Origin of the sequence: Roseibium sp. SCP15, assembly GCF_040329435.1 — a bacterium.
Taxonomy (GTDB): domain Bacteria; phylum Pseudomonadota; class Alphaproteobacteria; order Rhizobiales; family Stappiaceae; genus Roseibium.
This window is the reverse complement of sequence record NZ_JBDZYI010000003.1, coordinates 461,591-482,769: the sequence shown is the minus strand read 5'-3', so window position 1 is coordinate 482,769 and position 21,179 is coordinate 461,591. Positions and strand designations below refer to the sequence as shown.

20 protein-coding genes are annotated in these 21,179 nt (G+C 54.9%); 10 read left to right on the top strand and 10 right to left on the bottom strand.

The genetic code is table 11. The features are described 5' to 3' along the window. Positions 1-268 precede the first annotated feature (268 nt). The 3 genes from ABLO27_RS16115 (at position 269) to ABLO27_RS16105 (ending at position 1,635) form a co-directional block, all read left to right on the top strand. Entirely contained in the window at positions 269-583 is a 315-nt protein-coding gene (locus ABLO27_RS16115; RefSeq protein WP_353033954.1) for a hypothetical protein, read from the top strand. A 251-nt stretch (positions 584-834) separates the two neighbouring features. Further along, positions 835-1,197, top strand: a complete 363-nt coding sequence (locus ABLO27_RS16110; protein ID WP_353033953.1) for an Hpt domain-containing protein — start codon at positions 835-837, stop codon at positions 1,195-1,197. A 117-nt stretch (positions 1,198-1,314) separates the two neighbouring features. After that, on the top strand, positions 1,315-1,635 hold the full coding sequence (locus tag ABLO27_RS16105; protein ID WP_352944909.1) for a 2Fe-2S iron-sulfur cluster-binding protein: 321 nt from the start codon (positions 1,315-1,317) through the stop codon (positions 1,633-1,635). Between the two features lie 95 nt (positions 1,636-1,730). Here ABLO27_RS16105 and ABLO27_RS16100 read toward each other — a convergent pair whose 3' ends face one another. Then, the gene (locus ABLO27_RS16100; RefSeq protein ID WP_353033952.1) at positions 1,731-2,984 is read right to left on the bottom strand and encodes an MFS transporter; all 1,254 of its coding nucleotides are present in this window, start codon (positions 2,982-2,984) and stop codon (positions 1,731-1,733) included. A gap of 226 nt (positions 2,985-3,210) precedes the next feature. Here ABLO27_RS16100 and ABLO27_RS16095 point away from each other — a divergent pair, with 226 nt between their 5' ends. From ABLO27_RS16095 to ABLO27_RS16075, 5 genes are all read left to right on the top strand, one after another. Next, positions 3,211-3,591 carry a hypothetical protein gene (locus ABLO27_RS16095; protein ID WP_353033951.1) on the top strand — a complete coding sequence of 127 codons (381 nt, stop codon included), beginning with the start codon at positions 3,211-3,213 and terminating at the stop codon, positions 3,589-3,591. Next, positions 3,591-3,788: a helix-turn-helix transcriptional regulator gene (locus tag ABLO27_RS16090; protein ID WP_353033950.1), complete on the top strand. Its 198-nt coding sequence runs from the start codon at positions 3,591-3,593 to the stop codon at positions 3,786-3,788. The genes ABLO27_RS16095 and ABLO27_RS16090 overlap by 1 nt, the downstream gene beginning before the upstream one ends. Positions 3,789-3,871: 83 nt before the next feature. Continuing rightward, positions 3,872-4,663, top strand: a complete 792-nt coding sequence (locus ABLO27_RS16085) for an AraC family transcriptional regulator (RefSeq protein ID WP_353033949.1) — start codon at positions 3,872-3,874, stop codon at positions 4,661-4,663. 70 nt (positions 4,664-4,733) lie between these two features. Further along, positions 4,734-5,162 (top strand): universal stress protein, encoded by a 429-nt coding sequence (locus ABLO27_RS16080; protein WP_353033948.1) that lies wholly within the window; start codon positions 4,734-4,736, stop codon positions 5,160-5,162. A 332-nt stretch (positions 5,163-5,494) separates the two neighbouring features. Then, on the top strand, positions 5,495-7,498 hold the full coding sequence (locus ABLO27_RS16075; RefSeq protein WP_353033947.1) for a sensor domain-containing diguanylate cyclase: 2,004 nt from the start codon (positions 5,495-5,497) through the stop codon (positions 7,496-7,498). Here the strand turns inward: ABLO27_RS16075 and ABLO27_RS16070 are convergent. The 9 genes from ABLO27_RS16070 to ABLO27_RS16030 all read right to left on the bottom strand — a co-directional run bounded on the left by ABLO27_RS16070 (position 7,495) and on the right by ABLO27_RS16030 (position 17,543). Beyond that, a complete protein-coding gene (locus ABLO27_RS16070) occupies positions 7,495-8,622 on the bottom strand; it encodes a hypothetical protein (RefSeq protein WP_353033946.1) in 1,128 nt (375 codons plus the stop codon). The two genes, ABLO27_RS16075 and ABLO27_RS16070, sit on opposite strands and share 4 nt — an antisense overlap. Positions 8,623-8,649: 27 nt before the next feature. Continuing rightward, positions 8,650-9,147 carry a GNAT family N-acetyltransferase gene (locus ABLO27_RS16065; protein WP_353033945.1) on the bottom strand — a complete coding sequence of 166 codons (498 nt, stop codon included), beginning with the start codon at positions 9,145-9,147 and terminating at the stop codon, positions 8,650-8,652. A gap of 6 nt (positions 9,148-9,153) precedes the next feature. Continuing rightward, positions 9,154-10,329: a vWA domain-containing protein gene (locus ABLO27_RS16060; RefSeq protein WP_353033944.1), complete on the bottom strand. Its 1,176-nt coding sequence runs from the start codon at positions 10,327-10,329 to the stop codon at positions 9,154-9,156. A gap of 190 nt (positions 10,330-10,519) precedes the next feature. After that, entirely contained in the window at positions 10,520-12,736 is a 2,217-nt protein-coding gene (locus tag ABLO27_RS16055) for an autotransporter domain-containing protein (protein ID WP_353033943.1), read from the bottom strand. Positions 12,737-12,932: 196 nt separating this feature from the next. Further along, entirely contained in the window at positions 12,933-13,985 is a 1,053-nt protein-coding gene (locus tag ABLO27_RS16050; protein ID WP_353033942.1) for a YcjF family protein, read from the bottom strand. Next, a complete protein-coding gene (locus ABLO27_RS16045) occupies positions 13,982-15,475 on the bottom strand; it encodes a YcjX family protein (RefSeq protein WP_353033941.1) in 1,494 nt (497 codons plus the stop codon). The genes ABLO27_RS16050 and ABLO27_RS16045 overlap by 4 nt, the downstream gene beginning before the upstream one ends. 86 nt (positions 15,476-15,561) lie before the next feature. Beyond that, positions 15,562-16,071, bottom strand: coding sequence for a SixA phosphatase family protein (locus ABLO27_RS16040; protein WP_353033940.1), 510 nt, complete (start codon positions 16,069-16,071; stop codon positions 15,562-15,564). A gap of 64 nt (positions 16,072-16,135) precedes the next feature. Beyond that, complete coding sequence (locus ABLO27_RS16035; protein ID WP_353033939.1) at positions 16,136-16,681, bottom strand: hypothetical protein; 546 nt, start codon at positions 16,679-16,681, stop codon at positions 16,136-16,138. Between the two features lie 16 nt (positions 16,682-16,697). Continuing rightward, positions 16,698-17,543: an AAA family ATPase gene (locus ABLO27_RS16030; protein ID WP_353033938.1), complete on the bottom strand. Its 846-nt coding sequence runs from the start codon at positions 17,541-17,543 to the stop codon at positions 16,698-16,700. Between the two features lie 312 nt (positions 17,544-17,855). Here ABLO27_RS16030 and ABLO27_RS16025 point away from each other — a divergent pair, with 312 nt between their 5' ends. Then, a complete protein-coding gene (locus ABLO27_RS16025) occupies positions 17,856-19,241 on the top strand; it encodes a flagellar hook protein FlgE (protein ID WP_353033937.1) in 1,386 nt (461 codons plus the stop codon). A gap of 76 nt (positions 19,242-19,317) precedes the next feature. Next, positions 19,318-21,171 carry a flagellar hook-associated protein FlgK gene (flgK, locus tag ABLO27_RS16020; protein WP_353033936.1) on the top strand — a complete coding sequence of 618 codons (1,854 nt, stop codon included), beginning with the start codon at positions 19,318-19,320 and terminating at the stop codon, positions 21,169-21,171. The last annotated feature ends 8 nt before the right edge of the window (positions 21,172-21,179 follow it).

The following is a 21,179-nucleotide window of genomic DNA, read 5'->3' as shown; positions in this document are numbered from 1 at the left end:
CCTCACATCCGTACTCGTTACACACCGGTATCTCAGCCAGCTGCATGCGCAACTTTATACAGTATCTACCGGATGCGTCATTCTTGTCGGTGCTGGTCACGGGACAGCACCGCAAAACCTGTTTTGTGGGAGGGCCGCCGCTGACCCACCGTCGTCATTCCGATCGACGGAATACTCCCCATCTTGCCGCATCAGTAACTGTAATGGCACAATCTCTCCTAACGAACAAGAAACAGCAATGGCCTGAATCACTTAGGGGGCGGTTTAGATGCCTGAATCGAAGAAAAATGACGTAGCGGGATGTGTGGGCGAAGGTGGACAACCTGCTGCTCTTAAAGCGGGAAGTTTATCAGCGCCGCAGAAGCGTTGGTTGAAAAGAGGGCTCGGTCAGCCGGGTGGGAAACTCCCGTTGTTCGATGATCAGGGACGGGAGATTCCGGCTCGCACCATTCGGGCCTGCATTGAGGGAGGTTGGGCAGAGCCTTGGTTTTCCAACCCAATCAAGCCCGATTGGCTGGTCTGCAAGCTGACGCCTGCAGCTATTGAGGCGCTGTCCGCAAGTCAAAAACGCAAAAAAAGTTAACGGCGAATCACTTCATTAAAATTTTATGCATTTAAGAAAATGGCAGAAATGCAAGGACTTTTTGAAAGTTCTTGGTAATCACTGATTAATGCGCGTTAACCAAGAATTCAATTTTTTGGGGACACCGCCGTTGCAGCCGCGATTTGGCAGGCTGCTTAACCGGGTGTTTGAAGCTTTCCGATCACTATGGAGGGAAGACAAGCTTGCGGCGGGGTGCCGTCAGGCATGTAAAGAGTAGTTGGAGCACCCTCATGGCCCCGTCATCCATGGCCCGCGTTTCCGGCCGCGCAGGCCCCGAGGCACCGATTGATCTGGTGCAACTGGCTACGAATACGCTTGGGAACAGGGATCTGGAAGTTCAAGTTCTGCATCTCTTTCAGTCGCAATCTTCCTCCACGCTGGATCGCCTTGCCAGCGAAACCGACATGCAGGTCAAACTCGATCTGGTGCACACGCTGAAAGGGTCGGCGAGGGCGATTGGTGCGGAACGGGTCGCCAATGTCTGCGAGATCCTGGAAGGGAAGATGAAGATTTCCGGCGACGCTGCAACCGAGGGTCTCGAGCTGGTTGTCAATGAAGCTAATAGTTACATCTCCGATCTGCTTGCAGGCTAATTGCGCACCACAAATCCGGCAGAATGCGATTGTGAAACGGCACAGTCCTTGACCTTTTTGTTGGAAGCTTTATTTCGGTTCAGCTGAAACCCGCAATTCAAGGCTTGGACGCGACTTATGCCGAAAATCACTTTTGTCACCGCTGATGGAAACCAAACCGAAGTAGAGGCCGCTGAAGGCTCCACGGTGATGGAAAATGCCATCAAGAATATGGTCCAGGGTATTGAAGCGGAATGCGGCGGCGCCTGCGCCTGCGCCACATGCCACGTCTATGTTGACGATGCATGGTCCGACAAGATCGGTTCTGCGGAGCCGATGGAAGAAGACATGCTGGACTTTGCTTACGACGTGAAGCCGACCTCGCGCCTCTCATGTCAGATCAAGGTCAGCAGCGAGCTGGACGGGCTGGTTGTTCATATCCCGGAACGGCAGGCCTAATTCGCCGACTTCTTCAAATCGAATGGCAAAGGAACCCGCCGGCATCTGACGGCGGGTTCCTTATTTAGAGTTGCACTTTCATCGCTAGGAAGCTTCTACTCCGCTGGCTGGGCAACCTGTTTGCGGAACCAGAAATCGACTTCCCGGCCATCGTCGGGATTGCTTGGGATCAGCGTGGCGAGGAACAAGCTCACCAAAGCCATGGCCGCGCCCGCCAGGAACACTGCCGCAGGCGAAATCAGCCAGATGAAGCCAAACAGAACCGGAATGAACACCGCCGCGATGTGATTGATCGTGAAAGCAACACCCGCCGTCGGAGCAATATCTGCCGGGTCGGCGATCTTCTGGAAATAGGTCTTGATCGCGATGGCAATGGCGAAGAACGCGTGATCGATCACGTAGAGGCTAGCGGCCAGGGTCGCGTTTGTCACAAAGGCGTAGCAGACAAACACACCGAAGAGGCCGATATATTCCAGGATGAGAGCCTTGCGTTCGCCGAAGCGGACGATCAGTTTGCCGATCTTCGGAGCGAGCACCATGTTGAAAGCACCGTTGAGCAGAAACAGTCCCGCAACTTCGTGAACGTCGTAGCCGAACCGCTCGACCATGAGGAAGCCGGCGAAAACGGTGAAGATCTGCCGCCGGGCGCCTGCCATGAAGGTGAGGGCATAGTAGAGCCAGTACCGCTTGCGCAGGATCAGCTTCTTGTGCTGCGGTACGCCTTCCTTGAAATGCGGATAGGCGAGGACGAGGAAAACAAGAACGACCAGGGTCAGGCCACCGGCAATCGCGAACACCACAGTGAAAGACAGGTCGAACATTTCCCAGGCGATAAAAATCACGCCGTAGGCAATCAATTGCGCAAAGGCTCCGACCGATATGATCTTGCCCATGCTGGCAGCCGCTGTGGCTTTGGGGAGCCATTGGAGCGATAGCGACTGGGCCATGGTTTCATAATAATGAAAGCCGATCGACATGACCAACGTGGTTATGTAGAAGCCCATCGCCGTCGGGAAGTATCCGGTGACGGCGACACCCAGGCCGAGCAGCAGCAGGGAAACATAGGCAAGGGTCTGCTCCCGCATGACAAGCAACAGATAGACCGCCAGAAAGCTCAGGAAGCCGGGAATTTCCCGGATCGACTGCTGAATGCCGATCTCGCGGCCAGTGAAGTCGAGCTCCTGAACCGCGAAGTTGTTCATCAGGTTCCACCAGGCAGCGAAAGACAGCTGCATGGCACCAGCCATGATCATGAGAAGAACTGCGGGCGAGCGCCAACCGCTTCGTTCGTTCGGGTATGCGTTTTGTGTGAAGTAAGTCATTCCAAAACCGGAAAAGGTCACATCCATATTATCTGAAAGAAGCTTCTAGTCCCAAATGTAGGTTGCGTGTTAGCGCTGTTTTGTCATGGAATGTTTCTGAGCTGCCATTTTGTGTGTTCCGATCCGAGGAGGTCACAGGCAATCGGACAGCAGAGTGCGGATTTCAAGAAATATGTAAAGTGAGCTTTACAAAAGTCTTGCTGTGTGGAAATGTAAAGTTAGCTTTACATTGATGGAATGTGGGGAGACGACGATGAATAGATTTGATCGCCTATCCTGGCGGTATGTTGCCGAGACCCTGGCAGCCACGGCCCTGTTCGTGGTGACGAGTTTCGTTGCGCACAGATATCTGGAAGACAAATCGGGTCTGACAATTAATCTCCTGGTTTCTTTTCTTGCGACCGTACCCATGCTCCTGGTGCTCTGGGCGCTAGTGCGCTACTTCCGCAATGTCGATGAACGAGAGCGGCATATCATGGCGATTGCCGGGGCAATCACACTGCTTGTGGGGGTGTTCGTCGCACTGTTTCTGGCAAAACTGGATACTTTGCTCTCCGTCGATCTCAATCTGTATGCTTCGTTTTTGCTTGTCCTTTGGTCTTTCACCACAGTCGTGGTTCGCTGGAAGAGCTGATGCGAAACCACTTGAAGCAACTGAGAAAGGAGCGGGGGTGGTCTCAGGCTGAATTGGCAGAAAGGCTCGATGTGACCCGGCAGACAGTGATCGCGCTGGAACGGGGCAGGTACGATCCGAGCCTGCCCTTGGCTTTCCGGATATCAAGGGAGTTCGAATTGCCGATTGAGCAGCTGTTCATTCCCGACGATCAGTAGTTTCGCCTCACTTGCCGGTATTGCCGGTGAGAGGCGAGGAGTTACATTAGGCGAGGGCCTAACGAACCGGACCTGTTGCGAAAATGAGCATACACCCAGAACTAGCGGAGTTCCCGAGTGAGGAACTGAACAGTCCACTGATCGGCTATGCCAAAAGTGTGCCTTCCGGGATCGGCATCAACGGCTGGCACGCGCATGACGCCGCTCAGTTGTTTCACGTCATCAAGGGATCGATAGCGATCGACACTGAGCTGGGTACCTTTTTCGCGCCCCCTGAACGTGCGTTCTGGCTTCCTCCCAGAGTAAGTCATCAGACCCGTTATCTGACGGAAACAGAGCTTCGCTATATCTATGTGCCATATGACTATGCGCAGGACTTGCCGCAGACACCGCAAGTCATACAGGTGACGACCCTGCTGCGTGCATTGATATTGGAGTTCATGTCCTATCCGCGATCGGAAACGGAGGACGGGCCTGCAGCGCGGATAGCCGCGGTCATACTGGATCAATTGAAAATGCTGCCGGCAGCCCCGTTGCAGTTGCCGATGCCTCAGGATGCCAGACTCAGGGACCTGTGCGAGGGAGTGGTGCGCTGTCCCGCACATATCCCTTCCTTAAGCGAGGCCGCCGATCGCTGTGCCACATCCGTTCGTTCATTCGAGCGGCGGATCAAGGCCGAAACCGGCCTGAGTTACAGAACATGGTGCAGGCAGGTGAAATTGTTTCGTGCGCTGGAGCTGCTCGCGGCAGGCCGTAGCGTATCGGACGTCTCGCACAAACTTGGCTACGAAGGTCCGAGCGCTTTCGTGGCGACGTTCAGGAAAGCCTTCGGCGTAACACCCGGGCGCTATTTTGCCGGAGAGGAGCTGGATTGATCTGCCTCATGGCAGACACCTCTTTTTGGGCGCCATGTGTGGGCAACACCATCTCTTGGAGGTATGAGCCATGTTCAAGAAAATACTTGTCCCTGTCGACCCGGCTGAACCGGGATTTGCCAAGGACGCACTCGACAAGGCGTCTCAGCTGGCACGGGACTATGGCGCCAAGATCCACCTCATGGCGGTTTGCCCGGAAGTTCAAAGTTTCGTCGCCAGCCAGTTGCCGGACGGCTGGCAAAAGCGCGAGATCGACGAAACCACAGTCATCCTCGACAAGATCGGAGCAGAACTTGATGTGCCAGAAGGCATAGTGGACTGCTACGTCAGAATGGGCGCGGTTTACCACGAAGTGATCGAGGAAGCGGAAAAGTCAGGTTGCGACCTTGTGTTGATGACCTCTCACAAGCCCGGACTTTCCACTTATTTTATCGGTTCCAACGCAGCTCACATCGTGCGCCACGCCCCGTGTTCCGTGATGGTTCTGCGCGGCAACTGAGGCACGTCGCCAGCCCTCAAAAGCGGAAGCGATAGTCTGGCGGGACTGCTTTTGGAGAGGCTGACATCAGGATATTGAGAAACGCAAAGGCAGCCTGGAAACTTAGGTTTCCGGGCTTGTTTCGTATTTGCGCTTGAAGTGTTTTACGGCGACGGACTTGCAGGTTTCGACCCGGAATGAACGTAAATTTACCGCAAACCTCGACGGAGCAGTTTTGGAAATCTTAGTTATTTCAATTGTTTGCCTACTCCTCTTTAGAAGTTGATTCTTTGAAATAATGCAATTTTAACGCATTGAGCGGACTCTCGACGGTACGTTGTATGGAGTATTCAATGCGTAAGCGTTCTGCGGTTCGATACACAATCACCGGAAAACTTCTGACCATCGTGGCGATTTGCGTTGCGTTTGTCGTCGCCGCGTCCGGTGTTGGGATCTACCAGATCCGGAAGATCGGTCAGGAGATCGAGTTCATCGCAGAGGCGGAGGTTCCGTTAACGGAAGCGATCGGCCATGTGACGACCCACAGGCTGGAACAAAACGTTCTGATCGAACGCCTGATGCGTTTGAACCTGTCGCGCAGTCTTGGGCACTCCTTCGCGAGTAGCGAAATGCAGGCAGAAACAGAGGGACGTTTCCTCTACCTGGCCGGCAAAATTTCCGACGAATTTGTCGAGGCGGCCGAGATAGCCGAACAGGGAATTGCCATGGCGCAATCCGAGGCTCAGGTTTCGGAGTTCACGGACGTTCTCGAAATCATCAATCGGATCAGCAACGAGCACACCGGATATTCAACTGCCATCAACAAGGTGCTGTCCCAGTCCAAGTTTGGGGACGCCCTGAAGGCTGAAGAACAGCTTCAGGTGCTCAGCGACAAACACCTGGCATTCAATATGGAACTGGAACAGCTGTTGTTCCGGGTTCAATCGCTTGCGGAATCCGCCGCCAGGGCAGCGGCAGTTCATGAACACAACGCAATTCGGTTCACTGTACTTATTTCACTGGGAGCCGCCGGTTTCTCGGTTCTCCTGGCCATGTGGCTTGGACGACGGACCATCGCGCTGCCATTGCTGGATGTGGTGAACGCCTTGCGCCGTCTTTCCAGAAACGATTTCGACGCGGAATTGCCTGTCGGCCGAAATGACGAGATTGGTGATATCGGCCGAGCCTTCCGCGCTTTCAAGCGCCATCTTATCAATGTTCAGGAACAGGAACGTGTGGAGCAGCAGCGCCAGACCGCACTGACCCGCGAAATCCGCCTGCTTTCTGAGCTGAACGAGTGGCTGCAATCGAGCAGTTCCCTCGATGAACTGTTCGGGATGGTTAGCCGTTTCATGACAAAGCTGCTGCCGAGCAGCGCGGGAGCGGTTTACGTCTACTCGAATTCACGCGATGTGCTGGACGGGGCCTGCTCCTGGAACGGCGGCAAGCTGGAAGCTCATATCAGGCCAACCTCTTGCTGGGGACTGCGCCGCGGAAGGCCTTATGTCTTTGGCGATGGTGAGGTCAGCTTTGCCTGCGAACACGTCACGCCGGGCGAAGATGATGAGGTTTATCTCTGCCTGCCGATCCTGGCTCACGGGGAAACAGTCGGTTTGATGCATCTGACGCCGTCTGCGCAGGCCAGCAAGGAAGAATTTCTGGAGCAGCGCAAGCTTGCGCAGATGGCGGCTGAACAGGTCAGTCTTGCGATCGCCAACACGCGCATGCGTGACGAATTGCACAATCAATCCATTCGCGATCCGCTGACCGGTCTCTTTAACCGCCGCCATTTCATCGATCTTCTCAGGACCAGTCTGGAGCGGTCCCAGCACAGCGGACAGCCGGTCTCGCTGGTTTCGATCGACGTCGACCATTTCAAGAAGTTCAACGACAATCACGGTCACGATGCCGGTGACATGGTGCTGCGTGCCGTCGGATCCATGCTTGAGGAAGCATGCGAGAGCGATCAGGTTCCGTGCCGTTTGGGTGGTGAAGAGTTCATGGTTCTGCTCCCGAGCAGTTCAACGGACGCTGCTGCCATCGTTGCCGAGAAGTTGCGTGAAGCGATCGAGAAGATTGTTGTTCGTTATGGCGAAAAGAACCTTCCCAAGATCACCATTTCCTGCGGAGTTGCCGGATATCCAAGCCACGGGCGTTTGCCTCAGGACCTGATGAAGTCAGCGGATGATGCGCTCTACAAGTCGAAGGATGACGGGCGCAACCGGGTGACAGTCGCAAGCGGGCATTCGGCGGAAGGTCAGACGGACGTCGATGCGATGCTCGAAGATGCCACAGCAGACGTGACTACCGGAGTGAGTCAGACGAGCTTGAACGACGAGCAGGAAAACGCTGCTTAGCCGGTTCGTGTCAGCAACATCGCAATCGCGATATAGCGGAACGGATAAGAGGTTGGGTCGGATTTCAGGATTTCTTCTGCACGCTGATAGACCCTGTTTACAAGATCATTCCGATCCGGCGTTTCGGGCAGGGAGTTGCGCAGGACGGTCTCGGTGAACGCGCGAAAGAAATTCACGTAATCCTTTGCATAGCGATCAAGATCACCATCCTTCCGATACTGTTCGTTGAACGGGACCGTGATCTCGTAGGACTTCGATCCATTCAAGGTGTAGAGCTGAGACACGCTGTCTGCGGGATCGAGGACAGGGGCTGTCATTTCCTCCAGCTGGCGCAGGTAGACCGGCTGATAGTAGCGGTCATAGGTCTTTTTCGAAATGTCACCAGTTTGGACGAAAGCGAGGACGGCGTCGTTGAGAAGGTCGTAGATCCCGTCACAGGTGCGTGCCTCCGGGGAGGCTCCAAAAACCTGAAGCAACAGTTTTCCTCCAGGCACCAGTTCCCGCGCCCTGACCTTGAGATATTGAACAGCGTCCTGGTTGGCTTGCCGGGCAAAAGCCTGCCGCTCTTCCTCGGTAACAAAGCCGTTTGCCCTTTGTGTGCTCGGGCCGTTGGGAAAAATGTAGCCGGGAAGCTCAGCAAGCGGGCGACGGGACAGAAATCCAATCGCGTTGAACGTGGTGGCGAGGTGGACACTCCGATCCGGCAGAAGCTGGTCATACATGGAGCCGCCGACGACTGCGGAAAAGGTACTATCACCACCGAAAACAGAGTGTCCGTCGGGACGCAAATGCGCAAGCAGTTGGGAAAAATCGTTGGTAGGCAGGTCCGAATGGACAGTTTGAACAGGCCGGGTGTTCAGCGGACGCAAGGTTTCAAGAGCCCTCGTCATGACCGCGATCGAGTTACGGCCCTCAGCGCATCCGAAATCTGCCAGCGTCACTGGTCCGGCCCCTTCAAGCGGCAGGTTCGCAACGGCTTCGTCCAGCATGGGCAACACGGTGTCGATGGCGTTCCACTGGGTGGCAGAGTTGGCATCGTAAAAGCCGCCACCGATCATGCCGGTGGTTGAGCTGTGGGCACTCGGGATTGTCGATTGCTGATTGGATGTCGGACGATCACTCATTGGCGAAAACAGAGCTCCTTGTCCCGGCTACAGTTGCTTGAAAAAACGGGCGACCGGCAAGGTACCGTAACCAGCCGCTTCGTAGGTTTGGCGCGCCGGCAGGTGGCCGCTGTCTCCGGAAGTTTCCACCATGGAGATCTTCATGCCCTGCTGCCGCATCCGGTCTTCAACATGGCTTATCAAAGCACTGGCGATGCCTTGTCTCTGGTGTCCGGGATCGGTCGCCAGAATGTAGACTTCTCCCATCTGGTCATCCGGATGCAGGCGAAGTCCGACGAATCCCGATACCTCACCGGAAGTCACCGCGACGAATGTCCATGCACCCTCTGCGACCAGAAAGGCGGCAACGTCCTTCGACTGACGTTCCTTCCAACCATCTGGATAAAATGAATCGTAGATAAAGACGGGAAGCTCTCTTTTCATCTTCTCGAAAACAGGGGCCCAGGCTCTGAGCGACAAAGTGATGAGGGCTTCTTTGTGATCAGGCGAATAAGGAATGATCTCGGTGGCTGAGTGATCAGACATGAGGGATCACCTTGCCAGTTCCTTCATGGCATCGGTGAGGCCTTCCACGGTCATGGGGAACATCCGGCCATCCATCAGTTCATTGAGCATATTGATGGAGTGCGTGTAGCGCCAATGTTCTTCGCGGACCGGATTCAGCCAGATTGCACTCTTGTAAAGCACTGTGATCCGTTTCATCCAGGTTTCACCTGCCTCTTCGTTCCAGTGCTCAACCGAGCCGCCACGATAGGCAATTTCGTAAGGGCTCATGGATGCGTCGCCGACAAAGATGATCTTGTAGTCTGCCGGATATTTGTGCAGCACATCCATGGTCGGAATACGCTCGGTATGCCGACGGTGGTTTTCCTTCCAGACGTATTCATAAAGACAATTGTGGAAGTAGAAATGCTCCATCACCTTGAACTCGGAGCGGGCGGCGGAAAAGAGCTCTTCGCACACACGGATGTGGTCATCCATCGAGCCGCCAATGTCGAAGAACAGCAATACTTTGACCGCGTTGTGTCGCTCGGCGCGCATCTTGATATCAAGCAGACCCTTGTGCGCCGTCGAGCGTATGGTGTTGTCGAGATCCAGCTCTTCGGCGGCACCTGTCCGGGCAAAGTTTCGCAGCCGTTTCAAGGCGACCTGAATGTTGCGGGTGCCCAGCAGTTGCGTATCGTCCAGGTCCTTGAATTCTCGCTTGTCCCAGACCTTGACAGCGCGGCGATGGCGGCTTTCGTGCTGTCCTATGCGCACACCTTCGGGGTTGTAGCCGTAGGCCCCGAAGGGAGAGGTGCCGGCCGTACCGATCCACTTGTTGCCGCCCTGGTGACGTTTTTGCTGCTCCTTCAAACGTTCTCGAAGGGTCTCCATCAGCTTCTCAAACCCGCCGAGAGCTTCGATCTGAGCCTTTTCCTCCTCGCTCAGATGCTTTTCAGCAAGCTTGCGGAGCCATTCCTCCGGGATGTCCGTAGTGGGGACATCGCTCATCAGGTCGAGCCCCTTGAAGACATGAGAGAAAACCCGATCAAACTTATCCAGGTTTCCTTCGTCCTTCACCAGGGAAAGGCGGGCAAGATAGTAGAAATCCTCGACGCTTCGCTCCGCAAGATCCTTGTCCAGAGCTTCCATCAGCGTCAGGTATTCTCGCAGAGAGACAGGAACTCCAGCGGATTTCAGTTCTGTGAAAAACGTAATGAACATGGTTTGAAACTAGCGTGGCGAAGCCAAGCTGTCGAGGTTGGAAGCGGCCCTCGGTCATGGGACGAATGTGGGCAATCGGAGGCGCCTCGCCGAACGCAGGCAGGAATGTTGGGCCTCCCGGGTGTGCTGCCTGCCCGATTCTATTTCCGGCCTTTCGCCAGCAGAAAATTGCGAAGGAGCGTATCTTTTGTCAGAACGGAATTCTGGCACCAAAGCGGAGGTTGGTCGACACTGTCTCGGCGCTGTCATAACCGCCTCCCAGTGACGCAAAGAGTTTGGCACCGCCATTGGTCTCCCAAACTGCATCAGCTGTCGCAAAGCCTCGGACTACCGCGTCATCATCATCAATTGACAAGTTTAAGGTAGTGCCGGATAGACTTCCGTTTGCATTGTCTTCAAGCGTAAAAATACCGTCTATGCCCGCCTTCACACCTAAGTGCAGCGAACCGTTATCGTGTGTGATCGGGGCGAAGGCATAGCTGGTCTGACCACGAAGCTCGAGAACGTGCAGGGAGCGATCGCTAATTGAAAAGTCAAGGTTATTAGCATTTGCGTCGCCAATCTGCCAGAGGCCGGAATAGCGGGTACGGATGCTGGGCGTTAGAGTTGCACCACCGACAGAAATGTCACGGCCCAGCTGAATGGAGGGGCTCAAGTAAACATAGTCGTAATTAACTGTCAGATTTTGAATTCCTCCAGCGACCATGTTGTTCAATATGCGGATCTCGTCGTCGCTCTTAAGGTAACCACCCAACAAAACGATATCAGCGAATGTCTCTTGCCATGACTTTGTCAGGTAACCGCCGCCGATAATGCTGTAGACGTCTGCGGAGTGAATGTCATCGTCACTGTCTGTGCGCCCCAGGGAAAATCCGCTGGTCAAACCTGCGCGCAGATCAACCGAAAATGCCCTGTCTGCGCCGGCCATGAAACCACCGAATGAATGTTTGTAGCCGTTGCTACCATCGCGGTTCAAAATGCCACCGAACGGGGAAGCCCAAACGGATGTCCGGGGTATCGCGCTAGCAGGGACCACGCCATTTGCAGCCACAAAAGTCGTTTGCTGCGCCCGACTGCTTGACAGTTGATCTGCTACGGCGCCAACCACTTCGCGGGTCATGGTGTTGAAGGATGCGCCAGTTGTGTTCAGACCAAAGTCATTCGTGTCGATAGTGGTTATTGTGTTGCCAGAGATCGAAGTCAGTAGGCCATTTGCGTTGACTGTTGCTGGAAGGCTCTCAAATGAGAGCACTGAAGATCGCTCTTGCTCTAAGTTTAATGTCGCTGTACCGGGTGAAGAGAAACTGATCAAACCCTGAATGTTGCTAGCTCGACTGAGCGTAACAGTGGCATCGGACCCGTTTATCAGAATCGCGTATCCGTTTTTGCTAATTAAGCTGCCGTTGTTTGTTATCGAAGCGTTGTTTCCAAGAACTTCAATTGCGTTCGAACCCGAACCACTTACCGACACGATGCCGCTATTTGTGACGCTTGCATTGTCACTGTCGTAAAAAACAATACCGTTTGCCGTTGGTCCGCTGGTTAAAATTGTTCCACTGTTTGTGACGGACAGGTTGTTCCCTCCGCCCAAAAATCCTCTTCCTTCAAATCCGTGCCCGGACTCACCAGTAGTAGAGATGAGACCGGAATTGATGAAGTAACCACCGTCGGACTGAAAATAAACTCCGTCGCTGCCGTAACCTGACAATGAAATCGTGCCGTTGTTGATCGCAACTGTGTTTACGCCATAGTTTCTTATGCCGACGTTCGAGGAGGCGGAGGAGGTAATGTTGCCGTCATTTCGAAACAGGCTATCAGTCCCGCCAATTTCGACCCCTTCAGATCGCGACCCCTCTAGCAAGATTGTGCCAGTATTTACTATGCTTGCGTTATCGCCATGGGATAGTATTCCTCGCGAATCCGATTCTACCAAAGTAATTATTCCAGTATTGCTAATTTCGGAGTTGTCGCCACTGGTTTCTATTGCAGCTGCTTCATGATTGCCGTAGGCAAAAGTTTCAATCAGTCCATTATTGATTATAACTGCATTATCTCCGCTCGAAACTATACTGGTGGCTGATTGGAAAATAGTATTGTAACTGGTTAGGATGTTGCCGTTATTTATCAGGACCTGATCATGGTTGCTCATGCTCACTGCGTATGGAGCAAATAGAATTAACTGTCCTTCCTCTTCGATGACTCCTTTGTCACCAACGTCGGTTAAGCTCTGACTGGCTGTTATGGTGGTTCCGGATGTTATCGTGAAATCAGCCGCTGCAACCTCGTCTGAAATTGCCGACGTGAATGCAACAAGTGTGAAAAATGCCGCGAACGACCCGCTGTCCCCGTTTAATTTTGCAGCTTTTTGGATCTTGGCTTTCCAAGCGGAGAATTGTTTCTTTTGCATTGTCAGACTAGAGCGCGAGTATGGGGAGGAACTGAAATTCTAAGTTTAATTTGGTTGGTAAACGTCTGAATAAACTTTAATTTTTTAAATCGCAAGCGATTGTTTCTGAGTGTTTTCACGCATGCTTCTGGAAGGCGCCGCGCGAGCCTTCACGCTCAAGTTGCTCACGTCGATTTGGTGCTGGCTGACTGGAATCTCAGGCCTTTTCCGATTGGCCGTTTGGATTCTGTTCGGTTGTCGAGATAAGTTCTCCCATAAAGTCAGAAATGGTTGGGCCGTTGTCGCTGATAAAGGGAGCGGGGCGGCAGACGGAGATGGCGGCGATGCCGATGCGGGCGGTCAGAAGGCCGTTGACGACGCCTTCACCCAGTCGCGCCGACAAACGGGCAGCAAGGCCATGTCCGAGGACCTGAGAAGCCAGGCTGTCGCCAGCGGCCATGCCGCCGGTTACCGCCAGATGTGTTGCAACATGTTTCGCAAGGCGCAGGAAACCTAGGGTGCCCGGACGACCGCCATAAAGAGCGGAAAGGCGGCGTATGGTGCGCAGGTTTTCGAACAGAACCGCCAGCAGGTCCACCAGTGCTCTTGGGCTGACTGCGGTGACGATTGAAACCCTTTTGGCGCTGTTCATGACAATTCGGCGCGCTTCCAGGTCGAGGGGAGCCAGCAGATCCCGTTCGGCGAGTTTGACGAGGTCGCGGCCGTCGATAACTTCCTGCATATGCCCGGCAAGAACCTTGCGGCCCTGGGCCGTTTCCGGACGATCACGGTAAAGCGCGAGCAGCTCCTTCAATCCGGTTGTTGCTGCCCTTGAATCGTCTTCATCGGCTGCTGTCTGGAGCTGATCCCTGAGGTGATCGATCCGATTGAGGCGCAAGAGACCGGCAATTTCTCTTCCGGCGAGACCAAGCAAGCCCAGAGCCGCGAGAGCAGCCAGGGCAACTCCCATCCAACCGAGCCAGTCGGTACGGGTGAACAGATCTCGGATCAGGCTGTCGACCGCAAGACCAATTGCAAGTGACACCAGACCGGAAAGGCCGATCATAAGCCACTTGCCAAAACTGACCCCGGTCTTCGGGGTGCTGGCGGCACGTGGCAGGCGAGGTTCGTCTTCTTCGTAGAAGGTTTGCGTCACCAGTGCTTCGCCTGCGACGGGAACCTTGTTCTCGTCATCCGTCATGCGCACTTTGTTGTCATCCAGGCGAAATGCGGTTGGCTTGCGGCCGGAAGGGGCGTTGGTACCGGTCATGCCAGACGATCTCCAATCAGAAATTCAAGGGCACGGTCCAGCCGGATATGTGGCAGGGACAGCGTCAGTCCCTCCGCGGTTCTGTCGAGCTCCGGCGGGCGGAAGCGCAGGAACTTGAGATCGGCCTGGGCTGATTGAAAACTTGGCCGCGCTTCCTCACAATCCGATTCATCTTTGTCGAAAAGTGATTCAGGATTTTGCGGTAAGTCTCCGGGAAACATGGCTATTTCAGTCTTGCCGTCAAAGGTGTCGCCGTTCAGGCGCTCTCCCGGCAGCGGTGTTCCTAGAATGGCGGGGAGCTCTTCGGAACGATGCTTGACGGTCGCTTCGCGCGTCGCACGGACCGCAGCCATGGCCAGTACATCCACCTCGGCTCCCTTGAAGCGGGCACGTTCTTCCGCTCTGGTGACAAGACGTTTCAGGATCGCCTCCAGTCGGTCATGATCGGTCCTGTGCAAATGATCTGCTTTCGTTGCCGCAAACAGAATCCTGTCAATTCGTCTGGTCAGGATAGAGGATAACCAGCTGCGTCTGCCAGGCCGGAATGCTCCGAGCACTTCACTCAGGGCAACTTCGAGATCCGCCATCGCATGCGGTCCTGCGTTCAACGCGTGCAGAACGTCAACGAGCACGATCTGCCGGTCGAGCCGGGCAAAGTGATTGCGGAAGAAGGGGCGAACCACATGAGTCTTGTAGGCCTCATAGCGCCGTTCCATCATCGCACGGAACGTTCCCGTTCGTGCAGGACCTGTGTCTGGAGGAATATCCAGAGGGGCAAATGTCAGGGCAGGAGACCCGTCCAGGTCACCTGGCATCAGGAACCTGCCGGGAGGCAACATAGAAAGTGCAAGCGTATCGTTTCTGCAAGCGGCCAGATAGGCTTTGAAACTTGCGGAGAGTTCTTGCGCCGACAGCTCATTTTCTTCGGTGTCGGGAGACACTTTGGCCAGAGATTGCAAGAACGGTTCCGCAATCTGCGCCCGGTTTTTCGCACGTGCCCGAGACAGGGCTTCTGCCGAGAAGGTGGCATAGTCCTTGTTGAGGAGCGGAAGATCCAGCAGCCATTCGCCAGGATAGTCGATCAGATCCACATGCAACCGGCCTGGGCCCAGCTTGCGATAAAAATACGAAGCGCTTTCGTAGTCGATCGTCAACCGTAGCTCGGAGACCTGGCGTGTCGATTCCGGCCAGATGCGCTCATTCACCAAAGCCCTGACGTGTGCCTCGTAGTCGAAACGAGGCACGGCATCGTCCGGTTGCGGCTGCAACTTGGCGCCTGTCATGCGGTGTCCCGCGGCCGCGCTGAAAACCGGAAGCCGCCCACCATGAACCAGGTTATGCACCATGGCAGTCAGAAAGACTGTCTTGCCGGCCCTCGCAAGCCCGGTGACACCAAGCCTCAAGCTGGGCACAGCCAAATCGCTGGCAGCGTCGGCTAGGTTGGCCAGTGTCAGCCGGGTTTCTTCTGTCAATGTCGTCAATGGGTTCACGAGCGCCTCCAGGGCGTTCATGTAAGGGTGGTTGACGGGATGTGCAATCTGCTTTGAGCCGGTAACCTGCTGCGTGGCAGGGGCGCCTAGAGATCTCTGGGTTTTACAAATCTTTCCAGGTGGCCGGTTTTGGCTTTTAGCTCGGACCAGTCATTAATATCGAAATCGATTACGGCCAGCGCTGCGGTGGGATACTTGATGCGAAGGTCATCCATTGCCTCCGTCTTTCCTGTGCCTGCGAGGGAAAGTGCTGTTTCCTCCGTTGCCGGATTGTGCCCGATGATCATGAGGTTCTGGGCTCTGCCACCGTGCTTGCGGATCAAGCCGGTGTAGTCGTCCTCGCTTTGCAGATAGAGGTCCGAGAGAAGCAGAATTTGTGCCTCTTGCTGAAGATATGGCAACACCTTCGCCAAGGTCTCGCGCGTGCGTTGGGATGTTGAACACAAGATGCGGTTTGGCACCAATCGCTCAGATTTCATGTATCTTGCGATTTCACCCGCTGCGGACTTGCCGCGCCGGTTCAGGGGCCTGTCGATGTCGGCAAGGCTCGGGTCACCCCAATCAGACTTTGCATGTCTCAAAAGCAGGAGCCGCATGTCTTGTTCCAGTCACTCTTCCGCAAGTCGTCTGTCGGGGATGGCGTAATGGCTTCCAGCCCGTCTAATTCTGCTTTGCCAGAACGTTGGTGAAGGAGTCCAGTGCCGGTCCCACCTCTATATCCTGAGTTGGCAAAGTATAGGCGAGCCATAGCGTATAGTCCGCATCGGTGCCCGAGAAGTACCAAAGCGTTTCACACAGGCTGGTTGGGGTCCAGTTGCGCGTCCGGAAGGAAATTCCCGAAGCTGCTGCGCCGGTCAAAGTGATTGGCTCGAAACCGGCAGCCTTGTAGTTTCTGGAAAATTTCAGGGCCTGTCGGCGTCCTCCGGACTGAAGATGCTTGCGCAGGACAGCCGTGATGCCATCCCGGCCGGTGTAGATGCAGCCGGCTAGACTGTCCGCATCGCCTTCCATGGCCTTGATGCGGAAATAGGCGCCGACTACATCAGGGCAACGCAGACCGGTAAAGTGCCGGAGGCCGCCGACATCGCTTTGCCAACCCGCATCCTTTTCCGGAGGCACCTGGGCGTTCGCTGTGGACATGACCAGGCCCGGCCGTGGCCAGCCCATAGCGGCGAGCAATACCAGGACTGCAGCAGCTCTCAGCAATTCGGTCTCCCGTTGGTCAGGTCCGTTCCCGGCGGGCCATGAACGCCAACCGCTCGAACAGATGAACGTCCTGTTCGTTTTTCAACAGCGCACCGTGAAGCGGCGGGATCAGTTTGGAACCATCTTGTTGACGAAGCGTTTCCGGATCGACGTCTTCGTTGAGCAGCAGTTTGATCCAGTCGATCAGCTCGGAGGTGGAGGGCTTCTTTTTCAGGCCGGGGACATCGCGAACATCGAAGAAAAGACGCAGCGCCTCTGACAGAAGCCGTTTCTTGATTCCCGGGAAGTGCACTTCCACGATTTCGGTCATCGTTTCTGCATCAGGGAACTTGATGAAATGGAAGAAGCATCGGCGCAGAAAGGCGTCCGGCAGGTCTTTTTCGTTGTTTGAGGTGATGATCACCACGGGGCGCTGCCTGGCCTTTACGGTCTCGCCTGTTTCGTAGACGTGAAACTCCATGCGATCCAGTTCAAGCAGAAGATCATTCGGAAACTCGATGTCTGCCTTGTCGATCTCGTCGATCAGCAGAACCGGCTTGACCGGCGCGTCGAAGGCTTCCCAGAGTTTGCCCTTGCGGATGTAGTTGTTGATGTCCTTGACCCGCTCATCGCCAAGCTGGCTGTCACGCAGGCGCGAGACCGCATCATACTCATAAAGCCCCTGTTGGGCCTTGGTGGTGGATTTTACATGCCACTCGATGAGCGGTGCGCCAAGAGCCTCGGCAACCTGTTCCGCCAGGACTGTTTTGCCTGTGCCCGGTTCGCCTTTGACAAGCAAGGGCCGCTCCAGAGCAACAGCCGCATTCACGGCAACCCGCAGATCTTCCGTGGCGATATAATTCTCGGTTCCTTCAAAGCGCATCGTTTTGTCCGTCTGTCTACAGTCGGGCGAAAGTGGCAGGCTGCGAGCCGGATCGCAAGTCTCAAAAAGGTCAAAGGGGTTCCAGGCTGCCCACATGGAGAGTCTTGCCGGTCCGGCAGGGAATTTTTTGCCTGATCGGGAGCAGGTTGCCGGGTGCATTTGTGGGGTGAGATGTAGGTGTCTGTTTTTAAGGCGCTGAAATATAATAGATAATTTTGTTCGTGGAAGAGTTGGCACGCCCTTTGCGGGTATGGCTGCGATTATGGGCGCAAGCCCGCACATGCAGTGCCCGATCGATCAAGAGGATGAAACATGGGTATTTATGGGGCTATCAACTCGGCGGTTTCCGGTCTGACTGCGCAGGCTACGGCGCTGGAGAATATTTCCGGTAACGTCGCCAACTCGCAGACGACAGGTTACAAGAGGCTGGATACGACATTTTCCGATCTTGTGTCCGGTGGTGGCGATACCCAGGCCACGCAGGTCTCGGGGACGACGTTCGCAACGTCGCGCGCAACCAATACGGTTCAGGGCGATATCTCCTCGGTTGAAGTGGACACCTACATGGCCATCAACGGCGAAGGTTATTTCGTCGTGACACAGGCCGCGGACGTTGTTGATGGATCAACGACGTTTGCAGACGAAACCTTCTACACCCGTGCCGGCGACTTTGAACGGAACCAGGAAGGTTACCTGATCAACAGCTCAGGTTACTATCTGCAAGGCTTTCCGCTTGATCCGGACACAGGCAACGCGATTGGCGATAATCCGACCGTTATTCAGATCGATAATCAGCCGTTGGCTGCTTCGGCAACGACAACGGTCGAGTATCAGGCAAACCTGCCGCGTGTGCCAAACACCACCGATTATGATGGCTCAGATGAGGCTACTGCACTCTTGGCTGCTTCAGTTGGTGCCGGCAATGTGGCCGTTGCCAACAATCAGGACTTTCTTGACACATCGATTTCCGGCGGTTCCATCACCATCTACAACCAGAATGGTACTGCGATGAACGTCGAGGTTCGTTATGCGAAAACGCAGAACGCAGCCACGACACCTGCGGTTGTGAATGATGTTTGGACAATGTATGTCGGCACCGGCGGAGACGCGACAAACTCCTGGTATGACGTTGCCTCAATGGAATTCGACGGAGCCGGCGCCTTGATCGACGTGGCTGATGGTGTCATCGGTACTGCAAATGCCGCGAACACAGGGTTGACGATTACATCGCTCGATATCGGCGGTGTGACTGCTTCGAATGTTGAAGTCTCGTTCGCAAACGGTTCGCTGACGCAATACTCGGATCCTGATGGGGTTGCGAGTTCAGTTTCACTCGACCAGGATGGCTATGCGGCCGGTGAATTGACAGGTGTTGCGGTTGATGAATCCGGGCGAGTGATCGCCAGCTATTCCAACAACCAGCAGCGCGCGGTCTATGAAATTCCGCTGGCAACATTCGAGGCGGAGCAGAATCTGCGCCGGGTTGACGGTGCCGGATTTGCAGCAACCACGTCTTCCGGAGAGGCGGATCTTACAGGTGGAGGACAGATCCTCGCCAAGAAGCTGGAGCTGTCCAACGCGGATATCGCCGACGAGTTTTCCAAACTCATCATCACGCAGCAGGCCTATTCGGCAAACTCCCGGATTGTGACCTCCGCGGATGAGATGCTGGACAGCGCCCTGAACATGATCCGGTAACACTGACCAGTAAACCGGCGGGTACTGACCTGCCGGTTTCCCCGGTCGTCTGGCGTCGAGCGAAGGAGAATCCGCAATGGGTCTGACAAGCGCCCTCAACACCGCGGTCTTCGGAATTACCTACAATCAGCGGCAGTTGGATGTAACTGCAGCCAACATCGCGAATGCCGACACGGCGGGCTATTCAAAGAAGACCGTATCGGCAAATGCCTATTTCGACGGCCAGGGGAATGTTGCAGGTATCTCTGCAACCGAAGTCCGGCGGGTGGTGAATGAGCAGATCCAGTCGGACTATTTCAACTCACTCGCCGACACCAATTACGCCAAGCAAATTGCCGACTATACCGACCGTCTTGATGATATTTTCGGCACGATCGATGACAAGAGCAGCCTTTCAGCGCTTGCAGGTCAGTTGTCATCTTCATTGCAGACACTCGTCAACGATCCAGGCAACTATGCGGCTCAACAGGAAGTCGTGGCAGCGGCTGATGCTTTTGCGCGTGAACTGAATTCTTCTTATGAGCAAATCGCAGATCTGCGGCAGGAAGCGGACGACTCGCTTTCGCGCCAGACGGATGCGGTCAATGAATTGCTTTCCGGCATCGAAGACATCGACTCCGCCATTCGCGATGCCGCCCAGGCCGGTGTCACGACCGCGGAAATGGAAGACCAGCGAGACAGGCTTGTCGAGCAGCTTTCCGGATATCTGGACGTAACCGTCACCAAGGGTGCAAACGAAACGCTTTTCATCCAGACAGCCGATGGTCAGCAGCTTTACGCGGACAATCAGGCTTCGACGCTGAGTTTTTCCGCGACGCACTTGCTCCAACCGGGGCAGGCAGGCAACTCGGTCATGGTCACGACACCTGGCGGGACGACATATGATCTGATTGCCGGATCTAAATCCGGCGCGATGGTGGCGACCGCTGAACTGCGAGACGACATTCTGGTCGAAGCACAGAAGCAGCTCGATACCATCGCAGCGGAAATGTCTCTGGCTTTTTCAAACGTCACCATCGAAAGCTCGGCTGCAACGGTGGGACCTGACACTGGTTTCGACCTCGATGTTTCTGCTCTTCAGCCAGGCAACACAGTCACCTTGGAATATACCGACACACTCGGGCAGAGCCAGACCGTTACACTCGTTGCGGTCGATGATCCGTCCTTGTTGCCACTGGACAATGGAGCGACCGCGAACCCGAACGACACTGTGTTCGGCATTGATATTTCCAGCGGGACGCCGGCAACCTACATTACAAATATCGTAGCCGCGCTCGGTGCCACAGGTCTTCAGGTCAGCAATGACGGTTCGGATAATCTGCGGGTTCTGGGTGATGCTGGAGCACCCACAAGCGTCCAAAGCCTTTCCGCCAATGTCACGGTAACAGCGAACTCTGACCAGGGACTCGGTTTGGCGATTTTCGTCGACAAGCGCGACACTCCGGAGCTTTTTACCGACTCGCTCGAAGATGGCGGACAGCGCCTTGGATATGCAAGTGGTATCGCAATCAATCCGGATCTTCTGGCAGACAGTGCGCTGCTGGTGAACTACCAGACCACTCCGACGGCAAATACAACGAACGACCCGGCTCGTGCGCAATACCTCGCAAATGCGCTCAACAACGGCGCAAATTATTACGATCCGACATCAGGAATTGGCAGTTCCTCAACTCCGTTCAAAGGATCGGTGGTTGATTTTGTAAACCAGACCGTCGCGTTTCAGGGCAATCAGGCCGAAGACGCGGCGACTTACTCGAAATCCAAGGAAGCGCTGACTTCGAACCTCGCCATCCGGTACGAGGAAAGCTATGCCGTGGATCTCGATGCCGAATTGGCTTTCATGGTTCAGTTGGAAAACGCCTATGCGGCCAATGCCCGTGTCATGCAGACGATCAACGAACTCTTCGATGAGCTTCTGAGAATAGTTTAAGGTGCGTA